Here is a 16,589-nt window from a genome sequence, read left to right as displayed (position 1 = left end):
CGGGTCCATGATGACCAGGAACTTGAGCTTGGCGAGGCCGCTGCGCACGCGATCCTTGTTGGACAGCGCCGCCAGCGCCCCGACTACAATGGCGGCATGACGTCTACCCAACCCGAATCCGCCTTGTCCCGTGTCGTGCTGGCTTCCAATAACGCCGGCAAGCTGCGCGAATTTTCCGCGTTGTTCGCTCCGCTGGGCATCGAACTGGTTCCGCAGGGCGAACTGGGCGTGCCCGAAGCCCCCGAACCGCACGTCACGTTCGTCGAGAACGCGCTGGCCAAGGCGCGCCACGCCAGCCAGCTCACGGGCCTGCCGGCCCTGGCCGACGATTCCGGCCTGTGCGTGGCGGCACTGGCCGGCGCGCCGGGCGTGTATTCCGCGCGTTACGCGCAATTGGCAAACCCCAGGGCCGAGCGCAGCGACGAGGCCAACAACGCACTGCTGGTCAGCAAGCTGGCCGGGGTGCCCGACCGCAAAGCCTGGTACGTGGCCGTGCTGGTGCTGGTGCGTGCCCACGACGACCCGCAGCCGCTCATCGGCGAGGGGCTGTGGCATGGCGAAATCGTCGATGCGCCCCGCGGCGCCAACGGGTTTGGCTACGATCCGCATTTCCTGCTGCCCGACCTGGGGCACACCGCCGCCGAACTCGACCCCGCCCAGAAAAACCGCGTCAGCCATCGCGCGCGCGCCCTGAAGCAATTGCTCGACAAGCTGCCGCCGCGCTGAAGGCGCTGGCGCCACTTTATTTGACCCGTGGCCATTACCATCCCCATCCACCAGGCCGGCGCCCGCGCGCGCGCGGCCACGCCCGCCGGTGCCACGCTGACCAGCCTGCCGCCGTTGTCCGTCTACGTGCACGTGCCCTGGTGCGTGCGCAAGTGCCCGTATTGCGACTTCAATTCGCATGCCATGCCGGCCGAACTGCCCGAGCGGGCTTACCTGGACGCCCTGCGGGCCGACCTGGAGCAGGCCTTGCCCCTGGTCTGGGGCAGGCAGGTGATCTCGGTGTTCCTGGGCGGCGGCACGCCCAGCCTGCTGTCGGCCGCCGGGCTGGACGAGTTGCTGGCCATGCTGCGCGCCTGTCTGAACTTGCTGCCCGATGCCGAGATCACCATGGAGGCGAATCCGGGTACGGCCGAGGCGGGCCGCTTCCGCGACTATGCGGCCAGCGGCGTGAACCGGCTGTCGCTGGGGATACAAAGCTTCGACGACGCCCAATTGAAGAAACTGGGCCGCATCCACGACGCCGCCCAGGCGCGCGCCGCCATCGACATGGCGCAGCGCGCCGTGGCGCGGGTGAATCTGGACGTGATGTTCGCGCTGCCGGGCCAGGACATGGATGGCTGCCTGGATGATCTGCGCCAGGCCCTGTCGTTCGGCACCGAGCACTTGTCGCTGTATCACCTGACGCTCGAGCCCAATACTGTATTCGCCAAGTACCCGCCAGAATTGCCAGACGACGATGCCAGCGCCGCCATGCAGGACGCCGTCGAGGCCGCGCTGCAGGCGGCCGGGCTGCAGCGCTACGAGGTGTCTGCCTATGCCCGCGCCGGCGCGCGTTGCCGCCACAACCTGAATTACTGGGAATTTGGCGATTACCTGGGCCTGGGTCCGGGCGCCCACGGCAAATTGTCTTTCCATGACCGCATCGTGCGCGAGTCGCGCCTGCGCAATCCGGAAACCTGGATGGCGGGAGCCATGGCCCGCGATGGCAGCCATGTCGCGGAATCCCGCAGCGTGGGGCCCGACGAGCTTCCCTTTGAGTTCATGCTGAATGCCTTGCGCCTGAAAGAGGGCGTGGCGGCATCCAGTTTCGCCGAGCGCACGGGGGTGTCGCTGGCGGCTATTGCCAAGCCGTTGCAGGCCGCCAGCGACCGCGGCCTGCTGGACCCGGATCCCACCCGCCTGCGAGCCACGCCGTTGGGTTGGCGCTTCCTGAACGACCTGCAGGAAATGTTCTTGTAGCCAAAAAGCACCATATCAGTGCTTTAGTGCACCGTATTTTGCACTACTATGGTGCATTTGTGCCCCCACATGGATGGCTTTGCACGGGAATGCCCCGCGATGGGTCTTGGCACGCATATTGCTTTCCTCTGTTCATGCCAGCCGGAACCAGGCCTCGCCCCCGGCGCTTTTATCACATGGAGATGACATGGCAAGCCCGAAAGACATCCTTAAACAGATCGCCGACAACGACGTCAAATTCGTCGACTTCCGCTTTACCGACACGGCTGGCCGTGAGCACCACGTGTCCGTGCCCACCAGCGCCGTCGATGAAGACAAGTTCGAAAGCGGCCAGGCTTTCGACGGCTCGTCGATTCCGGGCTGGAAGGGCATCGAGGCTTCCGACATGCTCCTCATCCCCGACCTGGACACGGCCAACCTGGACCCGTTCCGCGAAGAGCCCACGCTGATCCTCAGCTGCGACGTGGTTGAACCGTCCGACCTGAAGGGCTACGACCGCGATCCCCGCTCGCTGGCCAAGCGCGCCGAAGCGTACTTGAAGTCCTCCGGCCTGGGCGACACGGCCTACTTCGGCCCGGAGCCCGAATTTTTCGTGTTCGACGGCGTGACCTGGAACACCGACATGTCGGGCACCTTCGTCAAGATCAAGTCCGAAGAAGCTCCGTGGTCGTCGGCCCTGGAATTCGAAGGCGGCAACATGGGCCATCGTCCGGCCGTCAAGGGTGGCTATTTCCCCGTACCGCCGGTCGATTCCTTCCAGGACATGCGTTCCGAGATGTGCCTGTTGCTGGAACAAATGGGCGTGCCCGTTGAAGTGCATCACCACGAAGTGGCGGGCCCTGGCCAGCTGGAAATCGGCACCAAGTTCAGCACGCTGGTCAAGCGCGCCGACTGGACCCAGATCCTGAAGTACGTGGTGCACAACGTGGCGCATGCCTACGGCAAAACCGCCACCTTCATGCCCAAGCCCATCGTGGGCGACAACGGTTCCGGCATGCACGTCCACCAGTCCATCTGGAAAGACGGCCAGAACCTGTTCGCCGGCAACGGCTACGCCGGCCTGTCCGAATTCGCCCTGTACTACATCGGCGGCATCATCAAGCACGCCCGCGCCCTGAACGCCATTACCAACCCGGGCACCAACTCGTACAAGCGCCTGGTGCCGCACTTCGAAGCCCCGGTCAAGCTGGCCTACTCGGCCCGCAACCGCTCGGCGTCCATCCGCATTCCGTACGTGGGCAACCCCAAGGGCCGCCGCGTCGAGACGCGCTTCCCGGACCCCCTGGCCAACCCGTACCTGGCATTCTCGGCCCTGATGATGGCCGGCCTGGACGGCGTGCAGAACAAGATCCACCCCGGCGATCCGGCCGACAAGAACCTGTACGACCTGCCGCCGGAAGAAGACGCCAAGATCCCGACCGTGTGCGCCTCGCTCGACCAGGCCCTGGAAGCGCTCGACCAGGACCGCGAGTTCCTGACGCGCGGCGGCGTGTTCAGCAACGACATGATCGACGCCTACCTGGCCCTGAAGGAAGGCGAAGTCCAGCGTCTGCGCATGACCACGCACCCTGTCGAATTCGACATGTACTACAGCCTGTGATGTTCTCGGCTTAGTCGGGGCGGGCGGGGCGGCCCGCCGGCCCGTCCTGCCCCGGTGTTGCAAATGATGAATGTCGATGCGTTTGATCTATTGGCCACGGCCGTCCTGCTGCTCAATGAGCGCGGGCATGTTGAACAGGCCAATGCCGCCGCCGAAGACTTGTTCGGCCGGTCCCGCAGGCAACTGAGCGGGCTGTCGGCGGCCACGCTGTTCGGCCACCCCGAAGCGCTGCAGTCTTCCATCGACCGCGCGGTGGCGGGCCAGTTCGCCGATGTGCGCCAACAGTCTTCGCTGCGCCGCGCGGGCGAATCGGTGGAAGTCACTGTCACCACCGTGTCGCTGTCCGGCCAGCCCTGGCCGGTACTGGTCGAGGCGCGCGAGATCGAGCAGCGCGTGCTGGCCGACCGCAATCATCGCCTGGTCGAGGAAATCGAAGCGCACCGGGAACTGCTGCGCAACCTGGCGCACGAAGTCAAGAACCCCCTGGGCGGCTTGCGCGGGGCGGCGCAACTGCTCGAGGCCGAGCTGCCCAGCGCGGCGCTGGCCGAATACACGCAAGTCATTATTTCCGAGGCCGACCGCCTGCAAGTGCTGGTCGACCGGCTCAGCGGTCCGCAGCGCGTTCCCCTGAACGCGCGGCCCGTCAATATCCACGAAATCTGCGAACGCGTCTGCGCCTTGATCCAGGCCGAGTTCCGCGACAAGGTGGCGCTGGTGCGCGACTACGACGCCTCGGTGCCCGACCTGCAGGGCGACGCCGCGCGCCTGATGCAGGCCGTGTTGAACGTGGCCCGCAACGGGGCCCAGGAACTGGCGCTGCAGAAAACCGGCGCCGGCCAGCCCGCGCCGCAGATCACCTTGCGCACCCGCGTGGCGCGGCAGGTCATGCTGGCGCACCGACAGCACCGGCTGGCGCTGGTGCTTTCCATCATCGATAACGGTCCGGGCGTGCCCGAAGCCATCCGCGACCGTATTTTCCATCCCCTGGTGACCGCTCGCCCCGGAGGCACCGGCCTTGGTTTGAGCCTGGCCCAGGATTTCGTGCAGCAGCACGGAGGCATTATCGAATTCGAATCCCGCCCCCAGCACACTGAATTCCGTCTGGTATTGCCGATGGAGCAGCCACTGTGACCAAACCCGTCTGGATAGTCGACGATGACCAGGCCATACGCTGGGTGCTGGAAAAAGCCCTGGCGCGCGCCGGCGTCACTACACGCAGTTTCGCGCAGGCCCCCGATGTCCTGGCCGCGCTGGACACCGATACGCCGGCGGCGCTGGTATCCGATATACGCATGCCGGGCGGCAACGGCCTGGATCTGCTGCGCCAGATCAAAGAGCGCCATCCGCGCCTGCCGGTCATCGTGATGACGGCATTCGCCGATCTGGACAGCACCGTGTCGGCCTTCCAGGGCGGCGCCTTCGATTACCTGGCCAAGCCATTCGACGTGAACGAGGCGGTTGCGCTGATCGAGCGCGCGGTGCTGGAATCGTCGCCGCAAGACGAGCGGGCCAGCGAAAACGGCGAGGCCGCCCAGAACAACGAACGCTGGATGATGACGCAGTCGTCGTCCACGGCCATGCAGGAAGTGTTCCGCGCCATCGGCCGGCTGGCGCAATCCAAAGTCACCGTGCTCATCACCGGCGAGTCCGGCACGGGCAAGGAGCTGGTGGCGCGCGCCCTGCATGGCCATGGCGCCCGCGCCAGCGGCCCTTTCGTGGCCCTGAATGCCGCGGCCATCCCGCGCGACCTGCTCGAAGCCGAACTGTTCGGCCACGAGCGGGGTGCGTTCACCGGCGCCAACACGCTGCGGCGCGGCCGTTTCGAAGAAGCGCATGGCGGCACGTTGTTCCTGGACGAAATCGGCGACATGCCGATCGAATTGCAGACCCGCTTGTTGCGCGTGCTGGCCGAAGGCAGTTTTTATCGCGTGGGGGGTGCGCAGCCCGTGCGCGTCGACGTGCGCATCGTGGCCGCCACCCACCAGCCGCTGGAGCAGCGCGTGGAGCAGGGCCTGTTCCGCGAAGACTTGTTCCATCGCCTGAATGTCATCCGCCTGCGCCTGCCGCCGTTGCGCGAGCGGGTAGAGGACATTCCGGCGCTGGCCAATCATTTCCTGGCGGCCAGCGCGCGTTCGCTGGGCGTGCCGGTCAAGCGCCTGACGCCCGATGCCGTGGCGGTGCTGACGCGCTTCGACTTCCCCGGCAACGTGCGCCAGCTGGAGAACTTTTGCCACTGGCTTACCGTCATGGCGCCGGGCCAGACGGTCGAGCGTGCCGACCTGCCGCCCGAAATTCGCGCCATGGACTTGCAGCCCCATCCGGCCAACGGCGCGCAGTCGGTGCATGGCGGCTTTCCGGGATCTGTGGCGTCGTCCTCGGCCACGCCAGCGCCCGTGGCGCCCATGCGCGCGGATGCGGCCGGCTCATCTGACTGGCAGGCCGCCTTGCTGCGCGAGGCGCAACAGCGCTTGGAACGAGGTGAACCCGCCGTCATGGCGACGCTTACCCGCCAGTTCGAGCGCATTCTGCTGCAAAGCGCGCTCGATGCGAGCCGCGGCCGCCGCGTCGAGGCCGCCACGCGCCTGGGCATAGGGCGCAATACCATCACCCGCAAGCTGCGCGAACTGGGCATCGAAGAATAGGTTCGCCGCGGCGGAGCCTGGCCGTGGCGATAGCGCGGCAGGCAGAGGGTATGGTGCAATGGGGCCTTCATGGATTGCAGGAGGATGCCGTGCCACAGCGCAAGGCTGCCAAGGCCAGCAAGGTCGTCAAAGCCGTCAAAGCCACCAGAACCGCCAAGGCTGCCAGCTCGGTCGCCCCATCAGCCAGCGGCCCGGGCAACTGGTCTGCTTCGTCCATCCCGTCTACGCCGTTCATGGAACCGGCGGGCATCAAGCTGCTGAAAAAGCGCCTGGCGGGCGTGCGCACATACCTGGAATACGGTTCGGGCGGCAGCACTGTCATGGCGGCCAAGGCCGATATCCGGCGGATTTATTCGGTGGATACCGACAAGCAGTTCCTGGGCGCGGTGCGCCGCCGCCTAGTGGACGAAGGCTTGCCGCGGCGGCGCCATGTGCCGGTGTACGTGGACATCGGCCCTACCGGAGCATGGGGCCGGCCGCGCGATGAGTCGCATGCCACCCAATGGCCCCGCTATTGCGGCGAGCCCTGGCGCAAGCTGCGTACGGCAGGCGACACGCCCGAGCTCATTCTTATCGACGGCCGCTTCCGCGTAGCGGCTTTCCTGATGTCGGTGCTGATGGCGCAACCGGGCTGCGTGGTGCTATTCGACGACTACTTCATCAGGCCTTATTACCACGTGGTGGAACAGCACCTGGCGCCCAGCCGCCAGGCGGGCCGCATGGCGGAATTCATTGTCCAACCCCTGGCCGACCGCGAGCAGGCCTTGTTCGACCTGCTGGCGTATTCCACGGATTCGCGTTAACGGCGAAGCGCGGCAAGGCCGGCGCTATGCCTGCACGCCCAGCAGGCTTTCGCACAGCCGGGGCGAACGCAGTTTCTGCAGCCACCATTTCAATGCCTGGCCGGGGGCGTGGTCGCGCCAGGCGTAGACCAGTTGTTCGGTAATGGGTACGGCGTCGTCCGTGGGGCATTGCACCAGTTGCCCGCGCGTAATGTACGGCCCGGCCAGCGTCAGGGGCAAGTACCCGCAGCCCAGGCCGCGCACCTGCGCGTCGATCTTGGCCTGCATGCTGGGCATGACGATCTGCGGCTGTTCCGTCAGCAGGCCCCGGGTGCGCCGCGGCAGGTCGCGCGAGGTGTCGGCCACCACCACCGCGCAATAAGCGGCGATATCGGCCGCCGCCAGGGGCCGGCCCAGCGCCGCCAGGGGGTGGTGGGGCGCCACGCAGAAGCCGAACTGCACTTCGCCCATGGCCTGTGAACGGTACGCGCCGGCCGGGGCGCCCGCGCCATCGGCGCCTATTACCAGGTCCGCGCGGCCGGAGGCCAGGGCGTCCCAGTTGCCGCTGAGCACTTCGGTGGACAGGCGCAGCGTGGTCACCGAAGCCTGCGCCCGGAACCCTTCCACCAGGTCGTATAAGGGCGCCAGCGGCAGCACCGCGCTGACCGCCACCCGCAGTTCCAGTTCCCAGCCGGTGGCCACGCGCTTGACGCGCCCGGCCAGGGCGTCCAGCGATTGCAGTACCTGGCGGCCGTCCTGCAACAGGGTTTCGCCGGCGGGGGTTAGCGTGGCCCGATGGCCGCTGCGGTCGAACAGCAATACATCCAGCGCGTCTTCCAGGCGGCGTACCGAATGCGTTACCGCCGACGGCACCTTGCCCAGTTCCCGCGCCGCCTTGGCAAAGCTGCCATGCCGCGCAATAGCGTCCACCATGTACAGCAGTTCGGGGGTGATGGCGTTCATGGTTGCCTTGGCATTCAAAATAATTGAATGTTCTCATCAAACTGGTTCAGCCTCAAGGGCCTGGCAGGCGCGCACAATGCTTCACATGGACGGTGGCGGCAGGCACTTCCCGCCGCCAGGTATTGTCATCTAATTGAAAGGAATTCACCATGCTGACCCTGCGCCGTAGCAACGAACGCGGCCATGCCAACCATGGCTGGCTCGACAGCTATCACACCTTCTCGTTCGCGAATTATTACGATCCGGAGCACATGGGTTTCGGCCCGCTGCGCGTCATCAACGATGACCGCATCGCGCCCAGCCGCGGTTTTGGCACGCACGGCCATCGCGACATGGAGATCATCACTTATGTGCTGGAAGGCGCCGTGGCGCACAAAGACAGCATGGGCAGCGGCTCGACCATCCGCCCGGGCGACGTGCAACGCATGAGCGCCGGCCGCGGGGTAATGCATTCCGAGTTCAACCCACTGGATGACCAGCCCACGCACCTGCTGCAGATCTGGATCGAACCCGACGTGACCGGCATCGTGCCCGAGTACGAAGAACAGCGCGTGCCCGAAGCCGAGAAGCGCGGCCGCCTGCGCCAGGTAGTGTCGCCGGATGGCGCCGACGGCTCCATGCGCATCCACCAGGACGCGCGCCTGTACGTGGGCTTGTTCGACGGCGATGAGCAGGCCGAACTGCCGCTGGCTTCGGGCCGCCGCGCCTGGGTGCATGTGGCGCGCGGCAAGGTCACCGTCAACGGCCAGGCCCTGTCCGCCGGCGACGCCGTGGCGCTGGCCGACGAAAGCGCCGTGCGCATCGGCAATGGTGAACAGGCCGATGTGCTGGTGTTCGATCTGCCGTAGGCAGTATCGTGGGCCCAGTCAGGCCCATGCACATTGCCGGCCGCAGCAAGACACCGGTGTCAATTATCTTGCCCCGGCATCGGTGTCAGACACCTTGGCCGCGCTGCAGGCCTGCGCAATGGCGAGCAAGCATATCGCGGCCAAGGTGTCTGACACCGAATTATTGCGACACCGCTAGTTTTGAATATCCAACCCTAGGAGTTCGTCATGTCCGCCGTTGAAACCTTGATCGTTCCCCGCTCCAGCGACCTGGGAGGCGGCCTGCACGTACGCCGCGCCCTGCCTTCCGCGCAACGGCGCACGGTGGGGCCGTTCGTTTTCCTGGACAACATGGGCCCCGCGCTGTTCGAACCGGGTACCGGCGTGGACGTGCGTCCGCATCCCCACATCGGCCTGTCGACCGTGACGTACCTGTATGAAGGCGCCATGATGCATCGCGACGGCGCCGGCCATACGCAGGAAATCCGGCCCGGCGAAGTCAACTGGATGACGGCCGGGCGCGGCATCGTGCATTCCGAACGCACGCCCGGCGCGCAGCGCGGCGCGGGCCACTGTCTGTCCGGGCTGCAATTGTGGGTAGGCCTGCCCAGCCAGCACGAAGAAACGGACCCTGGCTTTGTCCACTACGGCCTGGATGCGCAGCCCATCATCGAAGGCGAGGGCGTGCGCGCCCAGGTCGTGGCCGGATCGCTGTTCGGAAAAACATCGAAAGTGCAGACACTGTCGCCTTTGTTCTTCGGCGACATCGTCCTGCAGGCCGGCGCCAGCGTGGTGCTGCCGGCCGAACACGAAGAACGCGCCGCTTATCTCAGCAGCGGCACTGTGGAAGTCGATGGCCAGGCCTACGAACCGGGCCAGTTGCTGGTGTTCGCCGCCGGGCTGTCCGTGACGGTACGCGCTGTGGATGCGGCCCGCATCGCGGTACTGGGCGGAGAACCTCTGGACGGCCCGCGCTTCGTCTGGTGGAACTTCGTGTCCAGCCGCAAAGACCGCATCGAGCAGGCCAAGCAGGACTGGCAGCGCGACCGCTTCAATCAGACCGTGCCTGGCGACGAGACCGAGTACATTCCGCTGCCTCCTCCGCGCGCCTGACTGCCGAGAATGGCCGGTTCGCTACCGGGTGTCTGACTCCCCGAAAGGGGTGTCAGACACCGATGTGTGCGCAGGCCCGACACGACGGGGTCAGGCACCCTGGCGGGAGCCAGACCCCTGGCTGAGCCGCTTAAGATAGTGCCGTCAGCGCAGCCCGCGCCTGTTTACATGCCGCGCGCGTACGCCTGCTGGCGCTGGGCAACCAGCGCCTCGCGCCGCACGAAGTCGCGCACGAAGCCATCGGCGGGGTGGTGGTGCAGGTTGTAGGGTGTGTCCCATTGCACCACCTTGCCCTGGTTCATTACCCCGATGCGGTCGGCGATGGCGAAGGCCTCGGCCTGGTTGTGGGTAACCAGAATGGCGGTGTGCCCGGTGGATTTCAGGATGTCGCGCACCTCGAAGGCCAGGCGTTCGCGGGTATCCACATCCAGATTGGAAAAGGGTTCGTCCAGCAGCAGCAGGTCGGGCGAGGGCGCCAGCGCGCGCGCCAGGGCCACGCGCTGCTGCTGGCCGCCGGAAATCTCATGCGGATAGCTGTCGGCCGAGGCCGACAGGCCCACCAGGTCCAGCATTTCCGCCACGCGGGCCGTGCGTTCGGCCTTGCCCAGCTTGCGCAGCCCGAAGGCAACGTTCTGAGCCGCCGTCAGGTGCGGAAACAGCGCGTAGTCCTGGAACATCATGCCCACGCGGCGCAACTCCGGCGCCACCTGCACGGTGGGCGACGAAATCACCTTGCCGTCCAGGGCGATATGGCCGGCGCGTACGGGTTCAAAACCCGCAACGGCGCGCAGGATGGTGGTCTTGCCGCAGCCGGATGCGCCCAGCAGGCAGCCGATGTGTCCCGACGGCAAAGCCAGCGACAGGTCTTGCACCACCGGGCGCAGGCCTTGCGGCGTATCGTAGGCTAGTTGGATGCGTTCAAGTTCAAGCAGGTCGGGCACGTTTCAATGTCCCATCTTCAAGTTGGTGCGCGCCAGCAGGATAACCGGCAGCAGCCCGGCCAGCACAATGGCCAGCGCCGCCACGGCGCCTTCCTCATAGGTGCCGCGCGCGGCCTCGGCATATAGCCAGGTGGCCAGCGTTTCGAAATTCAGGGGCCGCAATAGCAGCGTGGCGGGCAGTTCTTTCATGGCATCCACGAACACCAGCAGCGCGCCCGCGGCCAGCGCGGGCCGCAGCAGGGGCAGGTGCACGCGCCGCAGCGTGCCGGTGCCCGTTTCGCCCAGCAGCCGCGAGGCCTGTTCCAGCGAGGGCGGAATGCGCGCCAGGCCCGCTTCGATGCCGCCCACCGACACCGCCAGAAAGCGCATGGTATACGCGCAGACCAGGGCGCCCATGGATCCCATCAGCAACAGCCCCTGCGTACCGAATACCGCGCCCAGTTGGCGGTCTATCCAGGTAAACGGCATCAGCAGGCCAATGGCCAGCACCGTGCCCGGCACCGCATAGCCCAGGCTGGCAATGCGGGCGCAGGCCCGGCCGGGGTTGAAGCGGGCGCTTTCCCGCAGCGTGCGGCCGGCCCACGCCACCACCAGCCCGCAGCCCAGCGTGGCCACCGTGGCCGTGAATGCCACGATCAGCGTATTGGACAGGCCGTTGATCAGTTGGTCGGACACCCCGCCCACCAAGTGCAGGCGCTTGGACGTTTCCGCCACCAGGTACCAGGCCGGCGCAATAAAGCCCAGCACCACGGGTATCCAGCCCAGCACCACGGCCAGCGCGGCCGCCGCGCCATGCAGGCGCCGCGGCTGCATGGGCCGCATGCGCTGCGTATTGGCATAGCGCTGCCGCTTGCGGCCGTGCCTCTCCAGCAGAATCAGCCCCACCACGATGAGCAGCATGGTCAGCGCAATTTGCGCGGCGCTGGCCAGGTCGGAACGGGTGACCCAGGTGGTGTAGACGGACACCGTCAGGGTTTGCACCCCCAGGAATTCCGACGCGCCGATATCGTTCAGCGTTTCCAGCAGCGCCAGGCTGGCGCCCACCGCGATGGCGGGCCGCGCCAGGGGCAGGGCCACGCGCAGGAATACGCCCACGCGGCCGGCGCCCAGTGTGCGGGCCGCTTCCAGCAGGCTGGCCGCCTGCGTCATGAACATGACGCGGGTGCTCAGGTAGACGTAGGGGTACAGCACGAAGCCCAGCACGAAAATCGCGCCATAGATCGACCGCAGGTCGGGCAGGCGGAACTGGCGGGGGCTGTCATAACCCAGCAGGGTGCGGATCGCTGTCTGGATGGGCCCGATAGGGTGCAGCAAGTCCAGGTAGGCGAAAGCAATGATATAGGTGGGCACCGCCAGCGGCAGCAGCAAGGCCCAGGTCAGAATCCGGCGGCTGGGAAACTCGTATGCCGTGACCAGCCAGGCGGCGCCGGTGCCCAGCAGGGTCACCAGTATGCCTACGCCCGCCAGCAGCATGGCGGTATTGGCCAGCGCCTGGGGCAGCACGTAATTGGCCAGGTGCGACCAATGCGACAAGTCCGCGTGCAGGGCTTCCCAGGCCAGCGCGCCCAGAGGCAGCAGTACGGCCAGCGCGATCAGCGCGGCGCCGGTCAGCCAGCCCGCGCCGCGTTCGGGGCCGCGCAGCCGCCAAGAGCGGGGGAGGGTTTCAGTTTGCATGCTTACAAAACAACGGTGTCAGGCACCCTGGCGGGAGCCTGACACCTGGTGGGTACTTGGTGCCTTGCGGCGCGAGCTTAATTGTCGAAGCCGACCTTGTCGACCAATTCGCTGGCCTGCTTGCGGTGCTTGGCGATTTCCGCCACGGGCAGGGAATCGATCTTCAGTTCGCCGAAGCTGGCCACCACCGGGTCCAGCTTCACGCCCTTGCGGATGGGATATTCATAGTTGGCGCGAGCGTACAGCGTCTGGGCCGGCTCGGAAACCAGGAATTCCAGCAGCTTGATGGCATTGTCCTTGTTCGGCGCGTGCGCGGCCACCGCGGCGCCGCTGATGTTCACGTGCGTGCCGTCGCCGCCGTTCTTGAAGGTGGGCCGCACCACCTTGATGGCATCGCCCCATTTGCGGGCGTCGGTGCCGGGTTCGGCGTTTTTCATGTGGCCCACGTAGTAGGCATTGGCAATGCCGATGTCGCAGATGCCGCCCAGGATGTCGCGCGCCACGTCGCGGTCGCCGCCAGCCGCCTTGCGCGCCAGGTTGGCCTTCACGCCGCGCAGCCAGGTTTCGGTGGCCTCGGCGCCGTCGTGGGCGATCATGGCGGCCACCAGGCCGGTGTTGTACGGGTGCTGGCCCGAGCGGATGCATACTTTGTCCTTCCACTGGCTGTCGGCCAGGTCTTCGTAGTGGAAGCTGTCCAGCTTGACCTCGTTGGCCACGTACAGTACGCGGTCGCGCAGCGACAGCGTGTACCACTTGCCATCGGCCCCGCGCAGGTTGGCGGGGATGACGGAATTCAGCGTGTCGGACTTGATGGCCTGCGTAATGCCGCCGTCGACCAGGTCGATCAGGTTGCCGATGTCCACCGTCATCAGCACGTCGGCCGGCGATTGTGCGCCTTCGGCCTTCACGCGTTCCAGCAGGCCGTCTTTCACGAACACCGTGTTCACCTTGATGCCGCTTTCCTTGGTGAAGGCGTCCAGCATGGGCTGGATCAGCTTGGGTTCGCGGGTGGTGTACAGGCTGACTTCCCCGGCCGACCAGGCCGGGGCGGACATCACGGAGCCCGCCAGCGCCAGCGCGCCAAGCAAGGGGATAAGGGAATGGCGGCGGGTCGACATGGCGGGGCTCCTGAGTGTTGCAAAACAGGCACATCCCTGGCTTTGTGATAGGCTAGGGCGTGCTTGTTAACGAAAATTATTATCAAGTAGATGCGACAATACCAGGAAGCCCTGTTCTATTCAACTTCATGTCAGTTTTCCATGTGGCCCCTGTGATTTCTATCAAGTGGTTATAAGGGCATTACGGATTAATGAGATAAGTTATCAAGCACTCGCGGTAAAATAGGGATAACCCTGAGCCCCGCGCCCGCCCTTTGCACGGCGCGGTTTCCATTCCGGCGCACCTGGTGCGTTGTACCTTTTTCAACGACATGGCAGCTTTCAATACCGAGCGCGTACTCAGCGTGCGCCACTGGAACGATACGCTTTTTTCCTTTACCACCACGCGTGACGCGGCCCTGCGGTTCCACAACGGCCATTTCGTCATGATCGGCCTGGAAGTCGAAGGCAAGCCGCTCATGCGCGCCTACAGCATCGCCAGCGCCAACTACGAAGAAAACCTGGAATTCCTCAGCATCAAGGTGCAAAACGGCCCGCTCACGTCGCGCCTGCAGCACCTGAAAGAAGGCGACACCATCCTGGTCAGCCGCAAGCCGGTGGGCACGTTGGTGGTCGATGACCTCAAGCCCGGCAAGAACCTGTTCCTGTTCGGCACCGGTACCGGCCTGGCTCCCTTCATGAGCATCATCAAAGACCCGGACGTCTACGAACGCTTCGAAAAAGTGGTGCTGGTGCACGGCGTGCGCTGGGTCAGCGAACTGGCCTACGCCGACTTCATCGAAAAAGAACTGCCCAACAACGAATTCTTCGGCGACGTGGTGCGCGACAAGCTCGTCTATTACCCCACGGTTACGCGCGAACCCTTCCGCAACCAGGGCCGCATTACCCACATCATCGAAAACGGCAAGCTGTGCGCCGACATCGGCCTGCCGCAAATCAACCCCGAAACCGATCGCGCCATGCTCTGCGGCAGCCCGCATATGCTGGCCGACATCAGCTCCATGCTCGACGGCCTGGGGTTCCAGGTGTCGCCGGGCGTGGGTGAACCGGGCGACTACGTGGTCGAACGCGCGTTCGTCGAAAAATAAGGCTGCCTTCGCGGGTGCCAAGCACCCGTGGTACTGCCTTGAAGTGAAAGAGGGCGCTTTGCGCGGTATGGCCAGGTGTCTGGCTCCGACGGTGCCAGACACCGTTGTATGCCACGACCGTCTCAGTGGGGCGGTGTCTGGCACCCTGGCGGGAGCCAGACACCCGTCAAAATCCGTGAACCCGTCAAGTCCGTGAAAACTCGCCAGGCTGGCCAAGGTAGCGCCGTGGGCGCCAGACACCTTGCGTGTCTGGCACCGTCCTGCTGAATTGCCTAGCGCACATCCAGGTATCTGCCCCTTGCGGGGATCATTCGGGCTTGATGCCGGCCTTCTTGATGATGTCGCCCCACTTCTGCGATTCGCTGTGCTGGAAGTCTTTCAGCTCTTGCGGCGTGGACGTGGCCGGCGCGGTGCCGGTGGACTGGTAAAAATGCTGCGCGGCCGACCCCTGGGTGGCCTTTACCAGCAGCGTGTTCAGCTTTTGCACGACGGCATCGGGCGTGCCCGCGGGTACATAGGCCCCGAACCAGTAGCCCATTTCATAGCCCGGCACGCCCGCTTGCGCGATGGTGGGCAGGTCGGGCGCCAGGGCCGAACGCTCTTTGCCCGTGAAACCCAGCGCGCGCAGTTTGCCGGCCTTGATTTGCGGCAGGCCCGTGGCCGTGTCGGTAATCATCATGTCGATCTGCCCGCCCAGCAAATCCGTTACCGCCAGGGGGTTGCTTTTGTAGGGCACGTGCAGCAGCTTCACGTCCGCCATCTGCTGCAGCAGCTCGCCCGCGATGCGGCTGCTGGAACTGCCGCTGCCGAAGCTCAGCTTGCCGGGCGATTTTTTCGCCAGGGCCAGGAAGTCTTCCACTGTCTTGGCCGACGATGACGGGTTCACCACCATGATCTGCCCGCCTTTGCCCAGCAGCGTGATGGGCGCGAAGTCTTGCACGGGCTTGTAGGGCAGCGACTTATACAAATGCTCGTTGGCCGCCTGCGTGGTGTTGGTGGTGATCAGCACCGTGTAGCCATCGGGCTCGGCCCGTGCCGCCGCCTGCGCGCCGATCATGGCGCTGGCGCCGGGCTTGTTTTCGATCACAACCGATTGCCCGGTCTGTTCGGTAACGCCCTGGCCGATGGCGCGGCCCAATTGATCCGTGGCGCTGCCCGCGGCAAAAGGCACGATAAAGGTAATGGGCTTGCTGGGGAAATCCTGGGCGGCCGCGGCCAAGGGCAGGGTGGCGCACAGGGCGGCCAGCAGTCGTAGTGGGGTGGCAATGCGCATGGGAGTCTCCTGGTGTTGTTGTAGAAAATGAATGCAGAAAACGCCGGGTCAACCCGGCAGGCTGGCGGGCGCATCGCCCGCCACGTCGGGCAGCCGCCGGGCCAGTTCAGGCGCCACGTCTACCCGCAGGTCCAGCAAATGGAACGACAGGCTCTTGCCATGCGTGTCCAGGTTCAAGGCGTCGTTGACGCCGCCGTCCAGCACGCCTTCCAGCACGAAATTCATGGCGTGCAGGCCGGGGATAAGGTAGCGCGTCACGCGGGTAGGGCGCCGATAGCCGAACCATTGCGCCACGCGAGCCTCGGTGACCTGTTCTTCCAGCACGGCGTAGCAGTCCGGGTCCCAGGCGATGAGGCTCAGGTTGGAAATATCGCCCTTGTCGCCCGAACGGCTATGCGCCAGGCGGTACAGGGGGACACTTGCGGTGGTGTTCTGTTCGCGATTCATGGGGTAGCCTCGAGCATGGTCCAGCCGCTGTGCACGGCATCGCGGGGAATGGTGCACGACACCATGTTCAGGCGCGGCCGCAGCGCGGTGCGCACGCCGCCGCCGCCTGCCGGTCCGCAGCAGTACAGGGCCGTCACTTCGCGCAGCAGGCGTTCG

The 16,589-nt window shown here is 65.7% G+C and carries 15 protein-coding genes; 9 read left to right on the top strand and 6 right to left on the bottom strand.

The window, feature by feature from the left end:
- Positions 1 to 96 precede the first annotated feature (96 nt).
- The 6 genes from rdgB (at position 97) to LPZ50_RS10735 (ending at position 7,010) form a co-directional block, all read left to right on the top strand.
- Positions 97 to 726 (top strand): RdgB/HAM1 family non-canonical purine NTP pyrophosphatase, encoded by a 630-nt coding sequence (gene rdgB / locus LPZ50_RS10760; protein ID WP_230661170.1) that lies wholly within the window; start codon positions 97 to 99, stop codon positions 724 to 726.
- Positions 727 to 753: 27 nt separating this feature from the next.
- A complete protein-coding gene (gene hemW / locus LPZ50_RS10755) occupies positions 754 to 1,965 on the top strand; it encodes a radical SAM family heme chaperone HemW (protein ID WP_230661165.1) in 1,212 nt (403 codons plus the stop codon).
- A gap of 187 nt (positions 1,966 to 2,152) precedes the next feature.
- A complete protein-coding gene (gene glnA, locus LPZ50_RS10750) occupies positions 2,153 to 3,565 on the top strand; it encodes a type I glutamate--ammonia ligase (protein ID WP_230661163.1) in 1,413 nt (470 codons plus the stop codon).
- 66 nt (positions 3,566 to 3,631) lie between these two features.
- Entirely contained in the window at positions 3,632 to 4,696 is a 1,065-nt protein-coding gene (gene glnL / locus LPZ50_RS10745) for a nitrogen regulation protein NR(II) (RefSeq protein WP_230661174.1), read from the top strand.
- The gene (gene ntrC, locus LPZ50_RS10740; protein ID WP_230661161.1) at positions 4,693 to 6,207 is read left to right on the top strand and encodes a nitrogen regulation protein NR(I); all 1,515 of its coding nucleotides are present in this window, start codon (positions 4,693 to 4,695) and stop codon (positions 6,205 to 6,207) included. Before glnL ends, ntrC begins: the two co-directional genes overlap by 4 nt.
- An 89-nt stretch (positions 6,208 to 6,296) precedes the next feature.
- Entirely contained in the window at positions 6,297 to 7,010 is a 714-nt protein-coding gene (locus LPZ50_RS10735) for a hypothetical protein (protein ID WP_230661158.1), read from the top strand.
- Positions 7,011 to 7,034: 24 nt separating this feature from the next.
- Here the strand turns inward: LPZ50_RS10735 and LPZ50_RS10730 are convergent, their stop codons facing one another.
- Positions 7,035 to 7,952 carry a LysR family transcriptional regulator gene (locus tag LPZ50_RS10730; RefSeq protein WP_230661155.1) on the bottom strand — a complete coding sequence of 306 codons (918 nt, stop codon included), beginning with the start codon at positions 7,950 to 7,952 and terminating at the stop codon, positions 7,035 to 7,037.
- A gap of 149 nt (positions 7,953 to 8,101) precedes the next feature.
- On the opposite strand from LPZ50_RS10730, the gene LPZ50_RS10725 reads away from it, so the two are divergent.
- Positions 8,102 to 8,800 carry a pirin family protein gene (locus LPZ50_RS10725; RefSeq protein ID WP_230661153.1) on the top strand — a complete coding sequence of 233 codons (699 nt, stop codon included), beginning with the start codon at positions 8,102 to 8,104 and terminating at the stop codon, positions 8,798 to 8,800.
- Between the two features lie 207 nt (positions 8,801 to 9,007).
- Positions 9,008 to 9,892: a pirin family protein gene (locus LPZ50_RS10720; RefSeq protein ID WP_230661151.1), complete on the top strand. Its 885-nt coding sequence runs from the start codon at positions 9,008 to 9,010 to the stop codon at positions 9,890 to 9,892.
- Between the two features lie 164 nt (positions 9,893 to 10,056).
- On the opposite strand, the gene LPZ50_RS10715 is transcribed toward LPZ50_RS10720, so the two are convergent.
- The 3 genes from LPZ50_RS10715 to LPZ50_RS10705 all read right to left on the bottom strand — a co-directional run bounded on the left by LPZ50_RS10715 (position 10,057) and on the right by LPZ50_RS10705 (position 13,625).
- Entirely contained in the window at positions 10,057 to 10,833 is a 777-nt protein-coding gene (locus LPZ50_RS10715; protein WP_230661149.1) for an ABC transporter ATP-binding protein, read from the bottom strand.
- Positions 10,834 to 10,836: 3 nt separating this feature from the next.
- Complete coding sequence (locus LPZ50_RS10710; RefSeq protein WP_230661146.1) at positions 10,837 to 12,507, bottom strand: ABC transporter permease; 1,671 nt, start codon at positions 12,505 to 12,507, stop codon at positions 10,837 to 10,839.
- A 77-nt stretch (positions 12,508 to 12,584) separates the two neighbouring features.
- Positions 12,585 to 13,625 carry a Fe(3+) ABC transporter substrate-binding protein gene (locus tag LPZ50_RS10705; RefSeq protein WP_230661143.1) on the bottom strand — a complete coding sequence of 347 codons (1,041 nt, stop codon included), beginning with the start codon at positions 13,623 to 13,625 and terminating at the stop codon, positions 12,585 to 12,587.
- Positions 13,626 to 13,936: 311 nt separating this feature from the next.
- On the opposite strand from LPZ50_RS10705, the gene LPZ50_RS10700 reads away from it, so the two are divergent.
- On the top strand, positions 13,937 to 14,713 hold the full coding sequence (locus LPZ50_RS10700; protein ID WP_230661172.1) for a ferredoxin--NADP reductase: 777 nt from the start codon (positions 13,937 to 13,939) through the stop codon (positions 14,711 to 14,713).
- A gap of 307 nt (positions 14,714 to 15,020) precedes the next feature.
- Here LPZ50_RS10700 and LPZ50_RS10695 read toward each other — a convergent pair whose 3' ends face one another.
- On the bottom strand, positions 15,021 to 15,986 hold the full coding sequence (locus tag LPZ50_RS10695) for a Bug family tripartite tricarboxylate transporter substrate binding protein (protein ID WP_230661140.1): 966 nt from the start codon (positions 15,984 to 15,986) through the stop codon (positions 15,021 to 15,023).
- Positions 15,987 to 16,034: 48 nt separating this feature from the next.
- Complete coding sequence (locus LPZ50_RS10690) at positions 16,035 to 16,433, bottom strand: hypothetical protein (protein ID WP_230661137.1); 399 nt, start codon at positions 16,431 to 16,433, stop codon at positions 16,035 to 16,037.
- Positions 16,434 to 16,589 lie beyond the last annotated feature (156 nt).

This window comes from Bordetella petrii, from assembly GCF_020991325.1.
In the GTDB taxonomy this organism is placed as follows: Bacteria; Pseudomonadota; Gammaproteobacteria; order Burkholderiales; family Burkholderiaceae_B; genus Bordetella_A; species Bordetella_A petrii_E.
The sequence above is the reverse complement of the archived record's forward strand: the minus strand, read 5'-3'. Positions and strand labels throughout refer to the sequence as shown.

Excerpts from the sequence above, each read along its gene's own strand:
- LPZ50_RS10690 (WP_230661137.1), bottom strand. The coding sequence starts at position 16,433 with ATGAATCGCGAACAGAACACCACCGCAAGTGTCCCCCTGTACCGCCTG.
- rdgB (WP_230661170.1), top strand. The coding sequence starts at position 97 with ATGACGTCTACCCAACCCGAATCCGCCTTGTCCCGTGTCGTGCTGGCT.
- LPZ50_RS10725 (WP_230661153.1), top strand. The coding sequence starts at position 8,102 with ATGCTGACCCTGCGCCGTAGCAACGAACGCGGCCATGCCAACCATGGC.
- LPZ50_RS10700 (WP_230661172.1), top strand. The coding sequence starts at position 13,937 with ATGGCAGCTTTCAATACCGAGCGCGTACTCAGCGTGCGCCACTGGAAC.
- glnL (WP_230661174.1), top strand. The coding sequence starts at position 3,632 with ATGAATGTCGATGCGTTTGATCTATTGGCCACGGCCGTCCTGCTGCTC.
- LPZ50_RS10730 (WP_230661155.1), bottom strand. The coding sequence starts at position 7,952 with ATGAACGCCATCACCCCCGAACTGCTGTACATGGTGGACGCTATTGCG.
- LPZ50_RS10710 (WP_230661146.1), bottom strand. The coding sequence starts at position 12,507 with ATGCAAACTGAAACCCTCCCCCGCTCTTGGCGGCTGCGCGGCCCCGAA.
- glnA (WP_230661163.1), top strand. The coding sequence starts at position 2,153 with ATGGCAAGCCCGAAAGACATCCTTAAACAGATCGCCGACAACGACGTC.
- LPZ50_RS10705 (WP_230661143.1), bottom strand. The coding sequence starts at position 13,625 with ATGTCGACCCGCCGCCATTCCCTTATCCCCTTGCTTGGCGCGCTGGCG.
- LPZ50_RS10720 (WP_230661151.1), top strand. The coding sequence starts at position 9,008 with ATGTCCGCCGTTGAAACCTTGATCGTTCCCCGCTCCAGCGACCTGGGA.
- LPZ50_RS10695 (WP_230661140.1), bottom strand. The coding sequence starts at position 15,986 with ATGCGCATTGCCACCCCACTACGACTGCTGGCCGCCCTGTGCGCCACC.